General features: G+C 55.0%; 9 protein-coding genes and 1 pseudogene. All 10 read right to left on the reverse strand.

Features of this window, described 5'->3' with window-relative positions; all coding sequences use genetic code 11:
• Positions 1–42: 42 nt before the first annotated feature.
• A complete protein-coding gene (locus VGL38_07955; protein HEY3295358.1) occupies positions 43–411 on the reverse strand; it encodes a hypothetical protein in 369 nt (122 codons plus the stop codon).
• Between the two features lie 559 nt (positions 412–970).
• Entirely contained in the window at positions 971–1,147 is a 177-nt protein-coding gene (locus VGL38_07960) for a hypothetical protein (protein ID HEY3295359.1), read from the reverse strand.
• A 23-nt stretch (positions 1,148–1,170) separates the two neighbouring features.
• Complete coding sequence (locus tag VGL38_07965; protein HEY3295360.1) at positions 1,171–1,860, reverse strand: helix-turn-helix domain-containing protein; 690 nt, start codon at positions 1,858–1,860, stop codon at positions 1,171–1,173.
• 800 nt (positions 1,861–2,660) lie between these two features.
• Entirely contained in the window at positions 2,661–3,116 is a 456-nt protein-coding gene (locus tag VGL38_07970) for a nuclear transport factor 2 family protein (GenBank protein ID HEY3295361.1), read from the reverse strand.
• 1,422 nt (positions 3,117–4,538) lie between these two features.
• Positions 4,539–5,725, reverse strand: a pseudogene (locus tag VGL38_07975) (IS3 family transposase).
• A gap of 245 nt (positions 5,726–5,970) precedes the next feature.
• Positions 5,971–12,636 carry a peptidoglycan DD-metalloendopeptidase family protein gene (locus VGL38_07980; GenBank protein ID HEY3295362.1) on the reverse strand — a complete coding sequence of 2,222 codons (6,666 nt, stop codon included), beginning with the start codon at positions 12,634–12,636 and terminating at the stop codon, positions 5,971–5,973.
• A 195-nt stretch (positions 12,637–12,831) separates the two neighbouring features.
• Positions 12,832–16,830 carry a PKD domain-containing protein gene (locus VGL38_07985; GenBank protein ID HEY3295363.1) on the reverse strand — a complete coding sequence of 1,333 codons (3,999 nt, stop codon included), beginning with the start codon at positions 16,828–16,830 and terminating at the stop codon, positions 12,832–12,834.
• A 921-nt stretch (positions 16,831–17,751) separates the two neighbouring features.
• Positions 17,752–18,315: a hypothetical protein gene (locus tag VGL38_07990; protein ID HEY3295364.1), complete on the reverse strand. Its 564-nt coding sequence runs from the start codon at positions 18,313–18,315 to the stop codon at positions 17,752–17,754.
• 96 nt (positions 18,316–18,411) lie between these two features.
• The gene (locus VGL38_07995; protein ID HEY3295365.1) at positions 18,412–19,269 is read right to left on the reverse strand and encodes a hypothetical protein; all 858 of its coding nucleotides are present in this window, start codon (positions 19,267–19,269) and stop codon (positions 18,412–18,414) included.
• Positions 19,235–20,269 carry a type IV toxin-antitoxin system AbiEi family antitoxin gene (locus tag VGL38_08000; GenBank protein HEY3295366.1) on the reverse strand — a complete coding sequence of 345 codons (1,035 nt, stop codon included), beginning with the start codon at positions 20,267–20,269 and terminating at the stop codon, positions 19,235–19,237. The genes VGL38_07995 and VGL38_08000 overlap by 35 nt, the downstream gene beginning before the upstream one ends.
• Positions 20,270–20,706: the final 437 nt, after the last annotated feature.

Consider the following 20,706-nt stretch of genomic DNA (forward strand, 5'->3'; position numbering starts at 1 on the left):
ATGTCCGTTTCGTTGGCGAAGGGGGGACTATCCGCGGCGGCGCTAAAAGCGCAGTCGCACGGAGACGCCTGCATACCCCCGGCTGAGCTTGGGTCGAATGTGGACGGCGAGCCAGGAGTCCGGACTCACTCCGTAGTCATACGACGAATACTCTGTGACAAAGTTCTGAACCGGGCCCGCCAGCGCCATCACACTTACAAGGAAGCGCCCGGTTCCGGATCGCTGCATCACACCTGATGTCGAAGAATCCCCCTCGAGTCCGGGAGCGGCATCAATCCAGTTCAGCCGGAAATCCTTTTGAGGCTTCAGAACACCGATACCGGCGGGCAAAGCTCTCTGGTCCGTGCTGGTCCGGTTGGATAGCAAGCAGATGCTCAGCCGGCAGGAAGGGAATTCGCTGCGTGCGCGCATCTTCTCCTCCGCGAACACAACGTTTGCGAAGAGTAGAAGAACATACAGGAGTCGGTGCATGAGGACCCAATCGGCTCGGGCTCCCTTCTCAATGTGACGATCCCGCTACGATAGTTCGTCCAGCGGCGGCCCTCGCCGGGCAATATCGCGTTCGGGAGAACCCGCCAAGAATGTGCAGAGGGAGTTGCAGTTTGCTGCAACTCCCCATCATCTAACGCCGGTAATTAAGATCAGACCGATAAAGTCTTCGCATAATGATCACCCTGAATCATTTTGAAGCCTTGACTGGCTGCACACGGGTCGGCCACTCGTCAGGAGGTGCCGGGAGTGGCACTCCGCTACCAGGAATGCCGCCCGCTTCCGAAAGGTGTTTAGACAGATCCTATCTGCTGGGAGGTGCTTTGAATGGCGCATCAGGTGACCGCTATTTTCGAAATCCGGAGACAAAGATGACGTCAGAGAAGGTGCTGCGATAAGCGGAAGTGTCCGGTATGGATACGTGCAGGTGCCATGGCGCTACTCTGCCCGAACCTTCCGAACTCGCGGGGACACATATGGACTACGCGCTGATCCAGCGCAATAATCGAAGAGCCTCGTCAAGCTGTCGTGCTTCCTGGATCAGCGCCGGGGCGTCCCGACCCTCACTATCCGCTTCAAGGCGTTTTCTCTGGGCAATATGCTCCAACTGCATGATCGCCGAGCGCAAGCCTGTCCGGGCCGGGATGGTCGCTTTCATAAATCCTCAGAATGATGGTGTGACTAAGGCTTTGTAATCAACAATCCGCGCTTGAGGATTGTGCTCAAGGTCAGTTTCCATTCTTCCCACACGATCTCGCTGTGGAAGTCCCGCTCGTTGATCATCGAAATCAGCGGAGCGAGATAAATGGCGCTGTAGCCGATAGCCAGCAGGCATTCCCGCACCGCTTCAATCGGCAGTTCAACGGCTTTGCCGTCGCGCACCGCCGTCAGATAAGCGTTATGGAAGTGCAGATTCGCTCCCAGCGGGCCATGTTCCGCGACGTCCTTCAGTGCGCGCCGCAGGTGAACCGCCCCGTCGGCAATTTCGCGCCGCAGCAAGGACGCCCATTGCGGGTTGTCATGCAGCACCTGCATCAGGCGGATGGGAGTGTCGATCAGCATCTCCTCGGGCGACTTATGATCAGGGTTCCCCCCGAAGATCACTGCCAGCATCGCCATGCCTTCGTGCTTGAGCACCGCTTCGTAAAGCTGTTCCTTGCTGCCATAATAGTAATGCAGCATGACCGGCTTCACTCCGGCGGCGTTCGTGATCGCACGGGTGTGAGTTGCCTGAAAGCCGGACTTCGAAAACAGCCGCGTGGCCGCTTCGAAGATCTGGCCCTTGGGAGTATTCGGATCCGGAGGAGTCTCCACGTCAACCAACCGGTTCACCAGCGCCGTATCTTCAAATATTTCGGGTATTACGGGCATTAGTTCGCTCTTCTCATCTTAAGCGGTATGCACAGCAGCACGAACGTGATCAAAGGTACTTCGAGCGCGCCCGCTGAACAGCGGACTGCCAACCACTCGCCATTTCCGTCCGCCTTAGCCAATAGCCTTAGCCACTTGGCACTGTCAACAGCTAATATAAACATATTTTACAAATATGCAACATATTTAATAATTATTTCGTAAGTTATTTGCAAAGTTAATTTCAATTAATCATACTTTCTCATACAATAACACTTTTCTTCCGTGATTCGAATAATTTCGAGGAGAGGCCTTCGGACAATTTTTTGCCTCTCGCAAACCAGCATTTGATTATAACCCATATAAAACAGCCCCTTGATAGGGGCTGCCGCGAGTCAATCCATGTATTTTTCGAGTTCACAGCGGTGCGTCGGTGTCGAGCGCTTACCAGATTCCATACTCGCGCTGAACCGTCTCCATGCCGTGCTTCCGCTCAATTCCAGCCACCGTTACAATCGAACAATCGTCCGTTTTTCGTCTCTTTGGCTTAAATGTAGTACTTACAGAGACCTGCGACATCGAACCGCAGGGTTATTTTAGTTCTGTAAGTCTATATTTTGTAATATTTTATCCGCGCAGTTTGGCATATTTACGGCACAGGAAACGCTGTCACATTCTGTCACAAAACGAACAGGCTCCCCCGGTGATGAGGAGCCTGTAACTGCCATTTTGACAACCGCCAGTCACGCGTACGGCGCGCACTTCGCCAGTGATGTTTCCCGAGAACCTAAAGCATCGCTGACGGAGAAACGTTCCCCGCCTTAGCGTCCACCGGATGGAGCAGAGGATTCAGCGGCTTGCAGGCGGCTAAGCACATCAAGCATTGCAGGTGAAATATCCGTGTGGTGGTGGACAAGCTTCCACGCCCCGCCTTCACGCTGATAGATGTTGGTAACACGATGCTCGATAGCAACTTTTTGTCCGGCCAGTTTGAATTGTCCCTGCTCAACGCCCACTTCGTAGGCTACGTCTCCGATGACTCTGATCAGTTGATCCTTGAGCTCGACTTTCCCCTCGGAAGCCAATTCTCCAACGTGCCCAAAGGATTGCTTGACTGCATCCCAACCGACTTCACGCCCGCCAATCGGGTGCATGGTCGTGACCGTCGGGCCGTGCGACCAGATCTCGGCCAGGGAGTTGCTGTTCCCATTGGCCATGAGGGTCAATGCGGCATAGAACTTCTGGGATGCCTTGCGGACATCGTCTTCGACTGCCATAAGAGGTTTTCCTTTCATTAATAGCTGGTTACTAAGAGTGGTGCGATTCGTCGAGAAGGGCACAAGTAAGAGTAGATGCGTGCGCAGACTATTCCGCAGCACTTAGAACTTGATATGTGAAGGTTACACAGCGTGTCTGACCGAAGGTTCCCCGTGAGTTTCAAAATCGCTGACAATAAGAGTAGTGTCAAGCTTCCCATTACTGCAGAGCACACAACATGAGTAACGATCGACCTTAGGGGACAGACTGGCATGGTACGAAGCCGTTTCTCCATCCACCGACGAGTTCGGGCAGAGCAAACATGCCGACGTGCTTGATCGTGATGTCTGTCGAGGAATGGTCGAGCATCTGAGTCAGGGCAACAGATCCATTCTCGCCCGCAACGACTGTACAGCAAACGTCTGGCACCCACAATTAGCCTCAGCCGAGGAATATGAGCCTTGCCTTGCAAGACCCCTATTGGGGTCGTTTAGCCAGGAACAATCTTCGGCGCAGCGTTAGCCCGCGGCCCTGACGGACGCGGGCAATTTCATTTCGTCCGAGTTGCCTTTCACAAACTCCGCAAACAGTAAAATCAAGCACATAGGAAAGGCCGCCACGCCTTTGTGACGGCCTGTGTGCCCAAAATGTGCCGAAACTCGGTCACAACACATAACACCTTTCGCTTGCAACGTCAACAATATGTGCTATGTGCATATATATGCCAAGATATTACTCTGCAATCGAACTTGAGTCCTTGCCCTTTGTGAATCACTGCAACATCATTAGAAACAATACCCGGAAGTATTACGCGGTTTACCCGTTCTTCATAGCTAAGTCCAATGTTTTGCTCGCGGATTTTGGGGTGTTTAGGACAGAATTAGGCCAGGTTTTTCGATGTCACAAGCATCACAAAGTCGTTGTTTAGATGGTTCTTGGAAGCAGGTCCGGATGGTGCTCGCGGAGCTACTCTGCAAGCTTGACACGCAAATCTGTGGACAGATCGAGCATCTCCAGTGCCTGCTTCTTGGACACCATATCCACCTAATCATAGCCGCTAATATTGCTGAGCTGACAGAAGCTTTCTGAGGTAATCGCTTACTGCGATAGGGCTGCAGGCGCTGGCAATGGAGTAATTTCCGTCAGGCTGAGGCCGGATTCTGAGCAAATGAAGTCAAAACGGTAGATTGGCTCTAAGTCCATTGCAAGGACCGGAAGTGTCTTTGTCAAGCTGACAATTTCTTCCCTCACCTGTGCCCTATCCCCCAACGCCTGCTGTGTGAGCGATTTCTCTCTGCATGCCAGGCTGTAAGTCTGCCGGTTCTTTGATACACTGACTCGCACAACCTGCGAAGAGTGTTCATATCCATCTGCCTCAGATCTTCGCACTCACCGAGAGGAAGAACGCGGTCGACGTGAATATGATCGACACTGTGAGACATAAGACTCTGGTCTGCCCCCCATTTTGGTACCAGGTGCAATGTCACACTTTGGGGCTCTCCCTGCTTCCGGCGTAGCGGGGGAGCGGAGCCGGAAGCAGGGTCAACACCGTTTTCGGCGCGGGCGGCCGGTAGCCCAGGCTGCTGTGGGGACGCTCGGTGTTGTAATGCACCCGCCACTGTTCGATCACGATCTGCGCTTCTTTGACCGTATCGAAGATCTCGGTGGACAGAAAGAGCTTGAGCCTTGCGTTGTAGCTCTCGATGTAGCCGTTCTCCCAGGGACTGCCGGGGGTGATGAACAGCGTCTGCACGCCCAGCCCCGAAAGCCATTGGCAGACCAGCTTCGCCGTGAACTCCGGGCCGTTGTCGCTGCGGATGTACTCCGGAATGCCCCGCTCCAGGAACAGTTCTGCCAAAAGCGCCAGGATATCGTCGGCGGTGATGCGGCACGCCACCAGGATCGCCAGGCTTTCCCGCGTGTACTCGTCCAGAATCGACAGTGCGCGGAAGGGACGGCCCCGCGCCGTCTGCCCCGTGACGAAATCGTAGCTCCACACATGGTTAACATGCTGCGGACGCAGCCGGATGCACGAGCCGTCGTGTAACCATAACCGCCGCCTGCGCGGCTGCTTCCTCGGCACCTTCAGCCCCGCTTGGTGCCAGATCCGTTCTATGCGCTTGTGGTTCACTCGCCAGCCGGTCAGCCGGATCATGGCGGTGATGATGCGGTAGCCGTAGACCCCGTACTGGCCTGCCAGCGCGATCACCAGACTTTCCAGCGCATCCTCATCGTCCCGTCGCACCGGAGCATAGCGCTGCATCCGCCGCGACTGCCAAAGCACCCGACACCTTCTCCTCGCCCAGCGAACGGCGGACCGCCACCACGGTCTCCCGGCGCGCCGCTGGGCTCAGGATTTTCCCTTTAAGGCCTCGGACAGGATCTGCTTGTCCAAGGTCAACTCCGCCACCGCCCGCTTCAGGCGGCTGTTCTCCAGTTCCAGCTCTTTTAAGCGCTTGGCCTGGTCCAACTTCATCCCCCCGCACTCCCGCCGCCAGTGATAATACGTGTGCTCATGCACCCCCAGCTTGCGGCACACCTCCCGCACCGACTTGCCTTGCCCGATCTCCACTTCCGCCTGCCGCAGCATCGGAATGATCTGCTCCGGTCGATACTCCGCCTTTGGCATAGCCACCTCCTGCTCCCGTAATATACCACTTCTCTCTGACTTTCAAAGTGGTACCAATTCCGGGGGCTAGATCAATGCCGAGGCCTCGCACTTTGGCACGTTTACGGCACAGGAAACGCTGTCACAATCAGTCACAAGATGCAGGCTCCCCATCGCTGAGGAGCCCGATCAGTTAGGACATTACTTTTTCAGCCGCTGACGCTTCAATAACACCGCAGGCGGATGAGCGCGGACTGCGGCTGTAGTCACGGCTCCCTATTTGTTTGATGCGGTTCAACTCTCGTCGGTGGGGCTGACTGAGAACGGAGTGCCTGCTCTCTCTGCCGATTCGTCCGGACCGCACGGACTCTGAAGAAGGCCTTCGCGGGTAGGTTTGTTCGGCCCAATGCGTAATTGGAGGTGTCGGCTGATCCAACAGTGCTCCAACCCACGAAGTCTGTGCTCATTTCAATCACATAGGAAATATCGCCGATAGGATTCCCGGAAGTATCCGTGAGCACCGGAGACCAGTCAAGTCTCACAGAATCAGGCTGCATTGTGACCACAACATCATTCACGGCACGCGGTGCAGCAACGAAAAGAACCGTCCATGTTGCCGCTGATGACATGACTCCGCCGTGCCCATCCGTTGCGCTTACAAGGACATTGTGTATACCGGTGTCCGACAGCGCGGGGGTGAACTGGATCCACCCCGTTGAAGGTTCGACGTCAAACATGGCCGCATTGTCCGTGAACATCAGGGTATCCAAATCGATGTCATATGCTCCGACCGTCCACTCGAACATCTCGCCGACCAAGACGGTTGTGTCGGGAAGCGGATCAATTTCCGGCGAGGTGTTCGGAGTAATCGCGCTCACAGGCGCAGAATAAACCGAGCGCCCTGCCGAGTTCCAACTTCCTGCACGATATTGGTAGGCGCGATGTCCTCGAACTGTTGAATCCATAAGGGAGACCGTGTTTGCAGGCACCGCGCCAATGTCCAAGAACGGTGCGGATTCTCCGTCCTGACGTTGAATCACAAAACCCGATTCGTTCTGGGAGACGTCCGTCCAGTTGATTTGCACAACCGTGCTGGACTGAATCGCGGCCGTCACGCTTTGTGGAGCGCTCGGCGTGGTTTGGCTGGTTGTACTGAAATACCAGAGAGGACCTGAAGTTTGCGCCCCTTGGTTGTCTATAGCCGTCACTCTCCAGAAAATAAAGCGGCTATTCTGCAGGCCCGACACGGCCTTAAACGTGTCAACGAGGGCGGTATCGATAACGGGAGGTACGGACGATGTCCCGAACTGCAAGCGATAATGTACCTGATCTCCCGGGTCTTCATCGCCGCCGGAGTACCGGAGTGTCAAATCAAGTGGTTGATTGGTCGTCCCATTAAGAGGATGGGGCCGGGCCGGTACCCGTGGCGGTGTATTTCCCGTAACCACGACGACTTCATTGGAGCTTGGGGACAGATGCACGCCGTTGGATGCGTACACTCGATAAATGTGCCGTGTATTCGGGGGCAGATTATCTAGCGTCAGCCCCGAAGAGTCCACCGACGTGACGCCGGCGATTACCCAAAGGGAATCTGAGCGGTCCTCGACCACAGTCATTACTGCCGAAGTTGGGTGGTTGCGCCAGGCTAGCCTGATTTGACTCGTGCCAAGCGGCCATCCCCTCAGGCTATCCGGTCCAGCGAGGACAGATGCCATAGTGAATTTCCAAATAGGCCCCAGCACTGTATGATACGGATCATGGACTTCGATGCGCCAAAAATACGTTGTCCCTTCCGGAATCCCCTGTGACGCCCATGATGTGCTGTCTGTCGGGCCAGCCACATGCGTCAGGTTGATCGAGTCTGTGCCTGCCCAGACGTGGTACGACAAGTGATCAGCATCCGGATCTGTTCCCTGCCATGAAAGGATGGCCGGTGCCATCACATTAGAGGAGGCGTGCACGGGGACCGGCGCAAACGGCGGCAGGGGAGCCGCATTGGCTGGCATGATCGTCAGATAGGTCTGAGAGCTGTCTGTCACTTCGTTCCCTTGCCGGTCGCGTACTCGCACCACCACACGTGCGTTCGGGCTGGGCGCGCCCGTCGCGGTCCATAACAGGACAAAAGGAGTGTGTGCCCCCGCCGTCAGTATCTCGGGATCCGAAGAAGGAGTTCGCCGCAATAGTACATCGCATGACAGGGAATCTACCGGCGTGTAGTTGTCCGATGCTGTCCAACGGATGGTGTCGGCTTGTCCAATCACCCAATGCCCGCCTCCGTCTGGCGCCAGGAATTCTACCGTTGGCGCGCTGAGGTCGTGAATAGCAAACACCGTTGGCGAAAGCGCCGTTCCGGTATTTCCGCCTGTATCGTGAACGATCAGCTTCATCAGGCAGGAATCGCTGCTTACGGCAGGCACAATCCAGCTTTGAGAACCTGTGTTGGCGGCCGAAGCCGCTAACAAAGTGAAGTTCCGACCCGAATTGGTCGAAAGGTAAATGTCCACTCCGGCGATGCCGATGTTGTCGGACGCTGTCCAACGCACTGTATCGGTGCATCCCATGGCTTTGATCTCGCCTCCAGTCGGGGCAAGCAATGACACCTGCGGTGGAGTGAAATCGCTGCTCAGATGGGCGGCCGAGAACTTCAGACAGTTCTCCACGGGATCGTTGTAGGCAAGATACGCAGAGTCGTCTGGCGTAATCACATACCCCAGCCTGGTACCCACGTTGCTGTTAGCCGTGAGTGATACGGCTGGACCCCACGTTACGTTATCACGGCGTCTCCATGTGAGGCGATCATTCTGTAAGAGGCTGGGCCACCCTCGGCTGTCCAGGGCAAGTGGCCCGTAGTAGATGGTGCCGGGCAGAGGTTCGATACTACCCCAGATTCCGCCCGTGCGTACACGGTATTGTGCCTGATCACCTCCCAGACTCCGTGTACATACAAGATGTTCGGCACTATCCGCTGTGATGAGATAGTCAAAGAGATAGCCTCCGTCCACATAATAACCGGATGCCATACCGGGAATAAACGCAGCGCTTGTCCATAGCCCGCCGATGCGTGAGACCGTCGCCAACCCGTGGCCGGCAGTGGTAGAGTCCGGCGATTGATATGCAAAAAGTATCTTTGGTGATTGGCCGAGCATCTGGATCCTGACGCCGGCAACACTGGGGAATGCCCCTACTTGCTCAGTCGCCCCCCATGTTCCGCCTGACCACCGGGCTGCGCCTACTCGCCCCGTGGCATAGCCGGAGACGCCCCATGCGGCCCAAACATCTCCGGATGCCGTAGCTACGGCTTGTACATAATTCAGAGCAGGTTGACTGTCCAGTGAAACGGGGGCTTGCCAGCTGCTGCCGTCAAAATACCGAGCGCGGACATAGCGCATCGAATGATTGTAGTCGTTGTAGTCATAAACTACCATCGGATGCCCGGGACTTGGTAGCACAAGAGTAGGAGAGTCACCAAGCGAATCCAGAGTGGTTTCAGAGCTCCAGTTCCCCGCCGGGCTTCGCTTCAAGTAGCGCAGCGTATAACCAGTGCCACGAGTGTATACCAGGTGCAGTGTGCCGTCGGTATCCCGCGCCATGGCTACTCGCGAGACACCACCCACCCCGCTTGCGAGGACAGCGCTCGGTGACCAGGGAGAAGGAAACTGAGTCGAGTTTGGAAGAATCCGGAACGTTCCATCGCTCCAGTCAGCCGCCTGCCCCCCGTGCCCGTCAATCGAGATATGGACTGCTATCGAGTCACCGGATGCGCTCCCCGGAACCGTCCATTGGTAACTGGTAGCCGGTGGCAGAACCAGTGAGGCAATGGTCATGTACTGTGGCGAGCCGACACCGGTATTGCTGTAATGGAGACTTGCCGATACCCAGTTCTGCGCCGTCCATTGAAGGGTATGGGTTTCTCCTACACGCCACACCTCACCACCGTTCGGGGACAGGATCGTCACCGAGGGATTCGCAAAGTAAAGAACATGAACGCTATCGGATACCAGTGATGCGGAGTCTCCTGACACATCAATGACAACCACCTTCAGACGTCCGGCGTCCGTCGTGTCTGCAACTGCTGGCGTCCAATCAAAGTGCAGCGACACGTCGTCATTGTAGGGTGGGGGTGTTTCTTCCCATGGACGGACAGTATGCCACGTTATTCCATTGTCCCGGCTGAAATCCCAGCGGAATCGTGCGATACCGGCCTGGTCAGACGCTTGCCCGCTCGGATGATATGTCTGTCCGGCCTGAAACCACAGGGGCGAGTATCCCGGCATGTGTCCCCAGGACCAATAGGGATTCCCTTCAAACGTCACTAGCGGAAGATTTGTATCCACCCAATTCACTTCATCAAGGGCGCGATTGTTCGTCAGCACCGGCTCTACCACCCCTTGAACATCGACAACGGCAATCAGGTAGCTGGTGCCAACGGTCACTTCTGGTAATCTGACCGTCTGGCTGACCACCACTGATTGTCCTATGGCCAGCGCAGGAAATACCGTCCAGCGCGGGTATAAGGCGGTACCGTTGGATGCGGAATCCTGCGACCAGTACCAATAGACGGAACCGCCGGGCGCATCAAAATTACCGATGTTTCTGACCGTGACGGACATCGTGATACTGTCTCTGCGGCCGAACGTGCCGGTGTAGGAACAGTTGCTGGCTTGATAGTCTGGGAACTCATAGGCGGTGGTGAAACTCCACAGCGGGCTGGTCGCTATTGTTCCGGAGCCGTACGGATCCCAAGCCTTGACCTGCCAATAATATGTGCTGCCTCCCGAAAGACTATCCATGACGGCATGCGTGGTCGCGTCGCCGAACGGGCCCGTCGGGTAGAGTTCATTTGCAGACACGCCAAACCATGGCTGATACTGCAGCGCATCATTATCCGGATCAGATCCTGTCCAACTCAACACCACATGGGACCGCGAGAACCCGGTCGCGGCATGCGCAGGTGAAGGCTGCGATGGTGACCAGGGCGGATGATTGACATGCCATCCAAAGTCAATGACATTGGACCATCCACTCTCGCCATTGTTGTTAACCGCCTTTACGCGGAACCAGAAGTCGCCGTTGGGATGGTTGTAGAATGTGTATTCTGAGGCGCTCGTGGTCACCTGTGCCGGCGAAGAAAACGACGCGTTGTCATCCTCTTCCAGAACGTAATAGCTGACGTTGTTTGCGTTGCTCCAGTCAATAGTGTAATCAGGGTTCAGGCTGTAGAAACCGGGATCGTTCAATTGGGGCACACCGGGACTTCCAGGAGTCCCGGTGATCATGATCTCCGTGGTGTAGGCGACATTCAGGTTGCCGGCGCCATCCTCTGCTACAAGCCGTATGGAAACCGCACCATTGAGCGTGTCTGGAACGGTCCAATCGTATGAGCCATTCACCTCTGTAGTCGCCACAAAGGGCGACAGATTGGCCATGGTCCTCCAGAACTGGGATGCCAGGCTCGACACTTGTAAAAACACACGGCGGAGCGTTCCGTTATCGCGGGCTGAAAACGGAACCGCAAGCATCTGATGAGGCTCAGCCTGGGCGTTCGCGCATACCATCGCAACCGGCGGGATATCGTCGCCATTGCAGGCTGGTGGAGCCTGAATCAATGCCTCTGTTATGACTTCGCCCTGTTCGTCAAAGCAACCCTGTCCCCATTCGATTTCCGATTGAGTGGCCTGAATCGCACTGGACCTCCGGTAGCCCATGGCGTCATAGACCGCGTCCGATTCGAACTGCCTCAACTTGCCGTGCTCCACGGCATACTTGTTGTGGGTCGGCGATTCCAGCAACGCTCCGTCCCTGAAGGAAATGCTGCCGCCCCATGGCAGAGACGCGAGCGCGCAGCCCGGCTGCACGACTTGAGCAGAACCCCAATCATAGCCCCAGGAGCGTGCAATCGCCGGCGATGCCACGTTAAGCCGGCTCCCGTTCCTGGCCAGATAATGGTTGTTAAAGTTGTCTCCGGCGATGGTGAAGAAGGCGTCAAAAGCATCCAAGCTCACATCCGCACCGATTCCGCATCCCGATGCGCCACTTGTGTACGCCTCATACTCCGCCGTCGAAATGGTCACGATCTGGCAAGTTGCATAGCGATTGCCATTGAACACATCCATGTTGGGAATGTGGCGCAGGTGCGTACCTTCGATCACATAAATATCTGGCGAGGCCGCCTGCTTCACCAGTGTTCCGCTCGGATGCCAGGCAACTCGACCTTTCAGGTTATCCCATAAGTACTCATTCGTTGCCCGCGTATAGGGATCGGATCCACAACCTTGCCAGCCATATGGGTCGACAGGAATCCATCCATGGCCTGTCACGAACCGTCGTACCTCGAAATGAAGATGGGGCGCGCCAGGAGCTCCTGCATCGCCTGTGACGCCGATCTGTTGACCCTGGGTTACATGTCCTGGCTCGACCGTAATGTTTGTCATGTGAAGATAGATTGATGCAAGCCCTGAGCCGTGATCAATCCATACTTCATGGTAGTTGCCATTGTAACCGCCGTTGGCCAGTGCATCGGTGTGCAGTGTGCCACTAGCCGCTGCATAGACTGGACTGCCGTAACCGCTCGGATGACCGTAAAGCGTGCTACGATAGTCAATCCCGGGATGCCCATTGTAACACAAGTGTTGTCTTGCAATCGTCGCGTCACCGCATTCCGCAGTCCCGCAGTAATGTCCGTTTGCAAGAAAAGCTTGCGCGTGTTCGCCTTCATAACAATCCTGGCATACGGTTCCCCAAGTGGGGCGCGCTTCTTCACCCCACGCGTCAATAATCCGACTATCACTATCATAATCGTAGGTACACCTACCTTGAGTGCAGAGGACCGAGTGATCAAAGACGCTCACAATGGTCGCCTCGTCCGGACTCAAATTCGGGTCCAGCGGAAACCACAATCTCACCTGTCCCTGAGCCTCCACAGCTGCCAGCATGACCAGAAGCAGGTATGCAATCCGAGTAGTGCTCTTCACGCGTGTTCTCCCATCTTCTCCCCGCAGCCATTCACGTGTATTTTGTTCAAGTGCCCGTTTTGTCTTCGAACATCGGTACCATCGCTCAACGTTCCCTTGAGGCAATGATCGGTTCCGACTCGCACGCTTCGGCGCGACGATGTCCAGCAGATCATCTCAGTGCGAACCGGATACTACAGCCTTCACGCGGTAAAATCTCAGGTTCTCCGGCACCGCCTGCAAGCTCTCCGCAAATCCGGTTTGAGTTCCGGGCACCCTTCCAAGCAGCAGATAGGGACCGTCAATGCTGCTCGAGCCAAGAACCTCGTACTGCTGAATGACTTCCGGGCAATCGCCAATTGATCGCACCACGGGGTCCCAGTGGAGGGTCAAACCGTCACCCGCTATGGTTGCCGTGATCGGAGGCGATGCAGGAGTCCAATCCGAGCAGGGACTATCGGCGGCAATTTTCAGAACATAATAGTCGTAGTAACCCGCGCCGTATGACTGTGTGTAGCCGGTTAACAGGAAGTCTCCATCTCGTGTTTGCAGAACGGCATTGAGTCCTTCATCGGATGGTCCACCATAAGTCCGCACCCAGAGAGTATCACCGTTCTGGTCGAGCTTGGCCAGTATCATGTCACCATTAAGGCCATTACCACCTACTAGAAAGCTGCCGTCGAAGAGCTGCTTTACACTGTTGCCGCGTCTGAACATTGGAGGCGGATACGATCTCATCCATAATGTGTCGCCGTCGGAGTTCGTCCGCACAACAAACATCTTCCACATGTCGCCAAACGAGAACGTTTCGCCGACAATCACGTACCCGCCATCATGGGTCTCCGTGATTCCGTAGGCGCGGTCATAACTGGCTCCTCCATATGTCCGCGTCCACAGAACATCACCCGCACCGCTGGTCTTTACGACGTACATGTCTTCAGCTCCGGCACCGAACGATCCCGTAGTTCCTGCGAAAACATAGTCGCCACCGATTGTTTGCAGGACGGCATTGGCAACATCCATACCCCCGCCTCCATAGAAGCGGCTCCAGAGGGAATCGCCTGCCGCACTGACGCGCACAAGTTCTGCATCGCCGCTTTGGCTCTGGCCCGCTCCAAGGTAGCCGCCGTCGTCCGTCTGAATACCCGCCCAAGCGACACCGCACGGGCCGCGCATCACTCGATTCCACATCATATCACCGGCAGCGTTAGTCTTTACGAAATACGGCCGTGATCCTCCCCAGTATCCGATCAGAATGAAGCCGCCGTCCGTGGTTTGCTGGACGGCAAACGCGGCTTCCGAATAGGGCGGGCCATTGTATCGCCGACTCCAGAGAGTGTCCCCCGCACTGTTCAACCGGATAAGCCACATGTCTTCGTCGCTGTTTCCGGGCAAGGTCGATCTTCCGGCGACCACATATCCATTGTCCGCTGTCTCATCCGCGCTCTGTGCCGCATCGTAGTTGGAAGATCCGAACGTTCGGGTCCACAGGACGCCCGGCGGCTGAATATCCGTGATCGTAAAGTCTCCGTCGGTCGTGTCCGTGAGCAGCGGATAGGAGGTCGTGGAAATCCTCACGCGAGCATGGTTGGAGACAGGTGGCGTCACCACCCAGGCGAAATTCCCGGTGTTGGGAGCAGCCGGAGTCAACACTTCCCAGGGGCCACCCGGATAACTCCGGTTCAACTCGATCATTACCGGGCAGTCCGCATACCAACTGGACCAGGTGACGCTGTGAACTTGGCCAGCATTCCACACCGTATTGGTCCAGGGTTGCTCTATGGAAATGGCAGGTGTTGTGAAGTAGAAGTCGCTGTCGGATACCGTGTAAATTCCCGGGTAATACAGGCTGCGGATCTCGATGGACGCGCTCGCGGTAAGCGGTATTTCGTACCCCCAGGGAATCCGGATGATACAGGGTTCAGATCCATCGTTTGGAGTGCACTCCTGCAGGACTTGTGTGCCGCCGCCACCGAAATTACTGAAGTAGTTCAGCGTGATTCGCACGTCTCCTGGAAGGTTATGGGTAGTCCAGGCGACATCGTAGGGAATCGCGGCCATCACGGTGTCGCCCGGCGCGGGACTGGTCAACTCCAACTCGGGTGCCAGAATAGTGAAGTCTGAATCCGACCAGTCGTTAATACACGATCCCTCGCCGCCGATGATCCGGATCCTTGCATGGGAGGTGGCAGGGCCTGTAACGTACCACCAGGTTTCGCCATCATTCGGTGTTTGCAGCTCAATCGGTTCCCACTGGCCGTCCGGGTAACTTCGATTGAGTTCGATGCGGACCGGTGTCGAAGACTCCCACGCCGGATCCCAGGTAACGTGGTAAGTTCCGTTCCGTGCCACCAGCACTTCGCCGCCATTCGGTGAGATTACTGCGGGAGCAATGATCGTGAGATCCGCATCCGAGACATCCCAAATTGTCGGATCGTAATTGCTGGTCACCTTGAACCGGGCGCGCTGAGTTGGGGGGCCAGTAACCAACCATGCGAAGAATCCGTTGTTTGGAGCATTATACGCCAGCGTCTCCCATTGACCTTCGGGGTAGCTCCGGTTCAACTCGATCCGCATCGACTCCATGTATCCGGTGGTTGTCCACTGCACCGCCAGGCCACCGCAGGCGCCCACCTGGCTCATGGTCGGCCCCGTGACGTGAACTCCCGGCTGGTTCACCGCGATGAGGTGCTCCTTTTGCTCCTGGTCCCATCCGGCGACGTTGTGGGCGACTAGTGTTACGGTGTAATACCCTGCCACGGTATAGGTGTGGCTCGGATTCTGGGCCATCGACGAACTCCCATCCCCGAAATACCACTCCCAAGATATCGGACTGCCTGTCGACAAATCCGTAAACTGGACATTCAAAGGTAGACTGCCCGACGTCGGATTCGCGCTGAAATCAGCCTGCGGCGCCGGAGCACCGACGTCGATCGTCATATCTCCCGTGACCGTGAACGTAGGAATAGTGACTTGCGCGCCGTTGATCACGGCATAGAATCCACTGTAGATTGAGCCGTTTACCAATTCGACCGGTGTGCCGAACCCGGTGACTGGGACTCCTGAACAATACACCCCGTCTTCATCACTGAGCAGGGAGGGGCCAACGAACGTGACGTTGTTCATCAGCAGGGGGATGCCGTTTTGGTACTCCACGTGTACGCTGCCGTTCACCCACCGGAAGATGCTGGTCAGACCATTCTGATAAAACATCTGTGCATGGTCCGGTGCATTCGGATCTTCATCCGTAACAGGAGCGCCGAAGTTTATCCAGCCATGATGGTTGATCCAGTGATCCCAGAACCCCTCTTTCAAGAGGCAGACATTCCAATCCCCGACCTTGCGAATCAGTGCGGAGTACGGCAGGGTGAAATTGTTGTTGCAGCCTGAGAAGTCCTGCATGTACATGCCGTTCTGTTCATGCACGAAACGGCCCCCGGGACCATTATTCCAGGGAAAACCTAAATTATGGCTCGGATTGGCTGATTGCAATGCCTGATACTTGCTCAAAAAAGCCTGAGATATTCCATCGTTATGCCAGCCGTCCGAAAACTGCCCGACCGGGTTGGCCGCTTCGTAATGCGTGTTCGCCGCCGGATGGTCTCGTATGAAATCCGAAGGGTCCCACCAATCGCTCAAGACACAATCGTTGGGGGAGTAACCCTCCCAAGCCCATCCACCGTCACAGGGCATGTGATTAGCATGATCGTAGGAATCTCGATGGATACCGAAGTGAAAATGTGGATCATAGCCGCCGTTATGCTCTCGATCCGCAACATAGCCGATTACGTCTCCGCGACGGACTTGGTTAAATGGAGCGGTGGTTTTGACTTCCAAGGCAGGAGCACACAGGTGGGCATAGAGCGACACCACATGTTCCCCGGATGAAAGCAGGTGCTCGATCAAGACAATGCTGCCGTAACTATGTCCGGATTCCGCCATGCGAACGATGCCGTCAGCACACGCGTACACAGGACTTCTCACGGATAAAGCATAGTCTTCGGCCAAATGGTATTCACCGGGCGTGAGGCACTCCCCGAACCTGCCAAACTCGCACATCTGACGAGGATTACCCGTATACGGGCTCTGAAATCCGTCTGCCACCGGAACCGTCTGTGACCAGGCACCGCTGCGGGCGGCAAGCAGGAGCATGAAAATCAGGAAGCATCGCGTCATTGAATTGGGCCTCTGTGTTACGCCAAATGCACATTATACGAGCGTACTGAGGGGAGCAGCATCAGACCGGAGTGCCAAAGCTCTTTACGTAGCCGTATTGCGGACCACAACCAAAAGGACTGCGCGTTCGCAAACAAATAAGCGAGCCCTGCCACTGAATAGCGGAAGACTCGCTCGTCTGAAGGTGCTTGTCGGGATGAATCCTCGGTAAACCGGCATCTAATACATTCTAAGGTACTACTTCTTCAGCATGTTGTCAAGGTTTTCTATGGTCTGCAGCACTTCTGTTTGCATTCAGTATCTGCGGAAGCTTTTCTCTTCATAGGTTCTTGTCACTCGCAACTGCGCTTCCAAATCTCCTGTGCAGTAGACGACGAGTACTTTTCGCACGTCCGACTTGCCTTTCACAATCTCCGCAAGCAGTAAAAACAAGTACATAGAAAAGGCTCTCTCGAGATTGAGAAAGCCCCTGTGCCCACAACGTGCCACAACGCAGTCACAACGCGTCACACTTTTGTCGTGTAACATCTATATTATTGGCTGTTTGCAATCAATATTTCTTGTTCTACTCTGTAATCCAACAAATAATCTGTTTTTGTCTCTTTGACCTAAATCCAATACTTACAGATCCATGCGACATTCTCGCTACGGGTCAAGATGATTCTGTAAGTCTATATTTTGTGATGCCGAGTCCTCTCGATTTGGCACATTCATGGCACAGGAAACGCTATCACATTCTGTCACAAAATACAGGCCCCCATCGCTGAACAGCTTGTCCATAACCGCCCAACTTGTTATCACTTGCACATGGGGTTGGCTTCAATACCCTTGTGTCGCGGTCTGCTCGGGAACTGATTGGATGGCTTCAGACAAGAGAACTGTTACTCCTTCTTGCGAGCGCCAAAAGGATCCCAAATCGGATTACCCATTCGATCCTCCTGATTCTTGCTGGGAATCCAACTTGTCACGGAAAAGGACTTCGCCGACAACGCGGAAGTATATTGTTCCGTTTTCTAAGTCACCACGTACTCCGACAGGGAACATTTCCGAGGCCCATAGCCGCACGTCTTCACCGAACGCTTTGTCTATGAATTTGCCACGGAATGCTGCGTCATCGTCCTCGCACAGCCCTTCCATCATTTCAGAAAGCTTCAGCCCAACGACGACATCGAACTCATCACCATTCATGTATGGTGCGCGCTTTTCCGGTGAGTCCAAAGGCTGGGTGACAGGTCCGTGATAACTACGAAGCAAATCCTCCCGAAGGTGTTTGGTTTTGCTGGCAACGGACTGAGTGTTTTCCCGGATCTCATCAAATTCAACGAGTTCAGATTCAACATCGTTCATCAGTTTATGGGTTGCTTCAACGCCGGTTGTGCCAAGTAACACCAAATCTTTGGCATCTTCCAAGCTTTTCGCTTCGATGCCTTGATAAGTCGTTTCAACGCGGTAGGTTTCGATGGCTACAATGTCGTACTTGGGCATAGAGATTTTCCCGTTCGGTTCGTGTGTGCACTGATGATCGCAAGGGCTCTTTTCGTGCTAAGCATCGTGGATAATCGCTTAAACTTTCCTTGGCATTTACCGCATGCCGGCCAGCAGCTCGCGAATTAATAGCAGGGCCTTCGCCAGACTATCCTCGCTGCCGAGTAGTAGTTGCTCACGGGCCATGTTCATAGCAAGCAGCATCGATCCGTCCGTGCGGGCTTCTTCAATCAGAATCCTCTCGAGTATTGTGCGAGTTGAGGTGCTCGCAAGGCTTGCAATATGTCTTCCCAGAAGCCGAGCACTGGCTTCTTCGAATGGCCTCTCTTCGGACCAGATATCGGAGTCATCACCACGTGGATGGATTTCGGGAACATTCAAGTACTCACGCATGAGAAACAGCAAGTCCACCGCATCCTTTTCACCCCCACGCGTTTTCCGGTCCGCCCAACTGATCAGCTTCAGAATAGCCATTCCCACTGGTGAACAAACCTTGATGTCCAAGCTGGGATCGGATCGAACACGAAGGGTTACGGCGTTATCCATGGCTTCACGCATACCTACCGCCTGCATAACGAAGCCTCCATCCGGCGGCCAAGCAATGGCGCCTTTGGCGTCTTCAATGCCACCGAAAGGGATCAGGTCAACAACGGTTCCTGGGTGATGAAAGAAACGCTGGCGCTGCTTCGTGTCCTTCGTGAATTTCTTTCCGACAACCAAGGCTGACGCCATGGCCTCATAGTTCACCCAAGCCGCAACTTGCACTGAGAAGTCCACGTCTACCGTCTTCCGTCCGGTATGAATGTTGAACACGGACTGGAAGATTGCATCCCTCGCGGCGGCTCCTACCAGCATGTACTCGATGCTCAGAGGCCGAAGCACGGCGTCAAGATCCGCGATCAATCCTGCAGTTGCGGGGTCAATGGTCGCGGAGATGTCTTTCCAGATGCTCATCGTAGATCAGCTTGGCGGTTTCGACATTGCGGGGATCTGGATGCGCCATCAAATCGGCGTAGATGAGCAGCGGCGGGACAATGCCGGGCACTGCGGTCTCATAGGGAAAGTCCCAGAAGAGTTCGCGTAGTTCAACATCCCCTTCAGGATGGGCCACCAGTTTGTATTCGATCACCAGTTCTTTTACGGGACGGCGCAGATAAATGGTTGTGATGGCAGGCTTCAAGTAGCTGGTGAGTTTTGCTGCAGCGGTCTCGCCTCCCCACAAAGCGTTGTGATGTGGCACATCGAGATTCGCCCAATCTATCGCTTTGCCGGCCCGGTATGTCCCTATCAGTTGTTTTGGCCGCAGCTGCTCCGCGTAGGCGATGATCCAGCGTTCGAAGAGCTGTGCCGTGTTGAGTAACCGGCGGCCTTGGGTCCCTGTATCTGCCAGGAAAGCTTGGCGCTGTAGTCCCTTCAACACACGGCTGATCGTTTCCAAGCCGACATCCGCAGCCCGTGCGATCTCGCGATAGGCCGCATTCACAAGATCTGGGTTGCAGAGTAGGGTATAGATGACCTTGGTTCCTGCCGGAGTGAAAATTCCCTTCTGTGCTTTGCCAGCGTTTGCTCGCAGAGGCTTGTTCCCGTGAAGAAACAGGTAAGCTCCCGGTGCATTCAAGAAAGCATTGCCAGCGGTGTCGAGGAATTGAATGCCCAGATCACGCAGCTTCGTCGCCTGAGGTGGCGGCACATGCCGCGCAATCAACAGCGCCTGGTGCTGGACTCTACGGAATTGCTGCGTCACGCGGCCAATAACTACGTCGTTGACGTTAGGCTTCACTTCCACCCAGTAAGTCTGCAACTGGCCATTCCACTCCAGCCCCAGTTCCGCGTCGAAATCTTGATCTTTGTCTTTTCGCTCGTGGAGGGCATGCCTTATCCTTAGCCGCGCATGCACGCGCAGCGCCTCAACGGCTTCCTCGATCAAGTCCATATGCTGGGTTGCGCGATCCATGACCTGCCTGTTCGAACCTCGCGTGTTTGTAGTTATCGAACATACGAAATAATCGAACAAGAGTCAAGCCTTGACCAATGTACAACCCGTAAGGCTCTTCTTGAGGTAGGACGCGGGCATTTTTGTTTCGTCCTACGCACCTTTCACAAACTCCGCAAGCAGTAAAATCAAAGACATAAAGAAGGCTTTCCTGACATTGAGAAAGCACGTGTGCCCAAAACGTGCCACAACTCGGTCACAACATATCACACTTTACGCTTGTATAGTCTATAGACATAACAAATTACGAACGTCTGTCATCATTTTACTCTGGAATCGAACTTGAGTCCTTACCCTTTGTGAATCACTCTAACATCAATAGGAACAATACCTGTAAGTATTACCCAGTTTACCCATTCTTCATAGCTAAGTTCAGTATTTTGCTCGCGGATTTTGGG

The organism is bacterium, assembly GCA_036504735.1.
Classification (GTDB): domain Bacteria; phylum Electryoneota; class RPQS01; order RPQS01; family RPQS01; genus DASXUQ01.

What these genes read in the sequence shown, in the direction of transcription:
- VGL38_07980 (HEY3295362.1), bottom strand. Translation starts at nt 12,636, where the DNA reads ATGCTGGCAGCTGTGGAGGCTCAGGGACAGGTGAGATTGTGGTTTCCG.
- VGL38_07955 (HEY3295358.1), bottom strand. Translation starts at nt 411, where the DNA reads ATGCGCGCACGCAGCGAATTCCCTTCCTGCCGGCTGAGCATCTGCTTG.
- VGL38_07995 (HEY3295365.1), bottom strand. Translation starts at nt 19,269, where the DNA reads ATGAGCATCTGGAAAGACATCTCCGCGACCATTGACCCCGCAACTGCA.
- VGL38_07960 (HEY3295359.1), bottom strand. Translation starts at nt 1,147, where the DNA reads ATGAAAGCGACCATCCCGGCCCGGACAGGCTTGCGCTCGGCGATCATG.
- VGL38_07970 (HEY3295361.1), bottom strand. Translation starts at nt 3,116, where the DNA reads ATGGCAGTCGAAGACGATGTCCGCAAGGCATCCCAGAAGTTCTATGCC.
- VGL38_07990 (HEY3295364.1), bottom strand. Translation starts at nt 18,315, where the DNA reads ATGCCCAAGTACGACATTGTAGCCATCGAAACCTACCGCGTTGAAACG.
- VGL38_07985 (HEY3295363.1), bottom strand. Translation starts at nt 16,830, where the DNA reads ATGACGCGATGCTTCCTGATTTTCATGCTCCTGCTTGCCGCCCGCAGC.
- VGL38_07965 (HEY3295360.1), bottom strand. Translation starts at nt 1,860, where the DNA reads ATGCCCGTAATACCCGAAATATTTGAAGATACGGCGCTGGTGAACCGG.
- VGL38_08000 (HEY3295366.1), bottom strand. Translation starts at nt 20,269, where the DNA reads ATGGATCGCGCAACCCAGCATATGGACTTGATCGAGGAAGCCGTTGAG.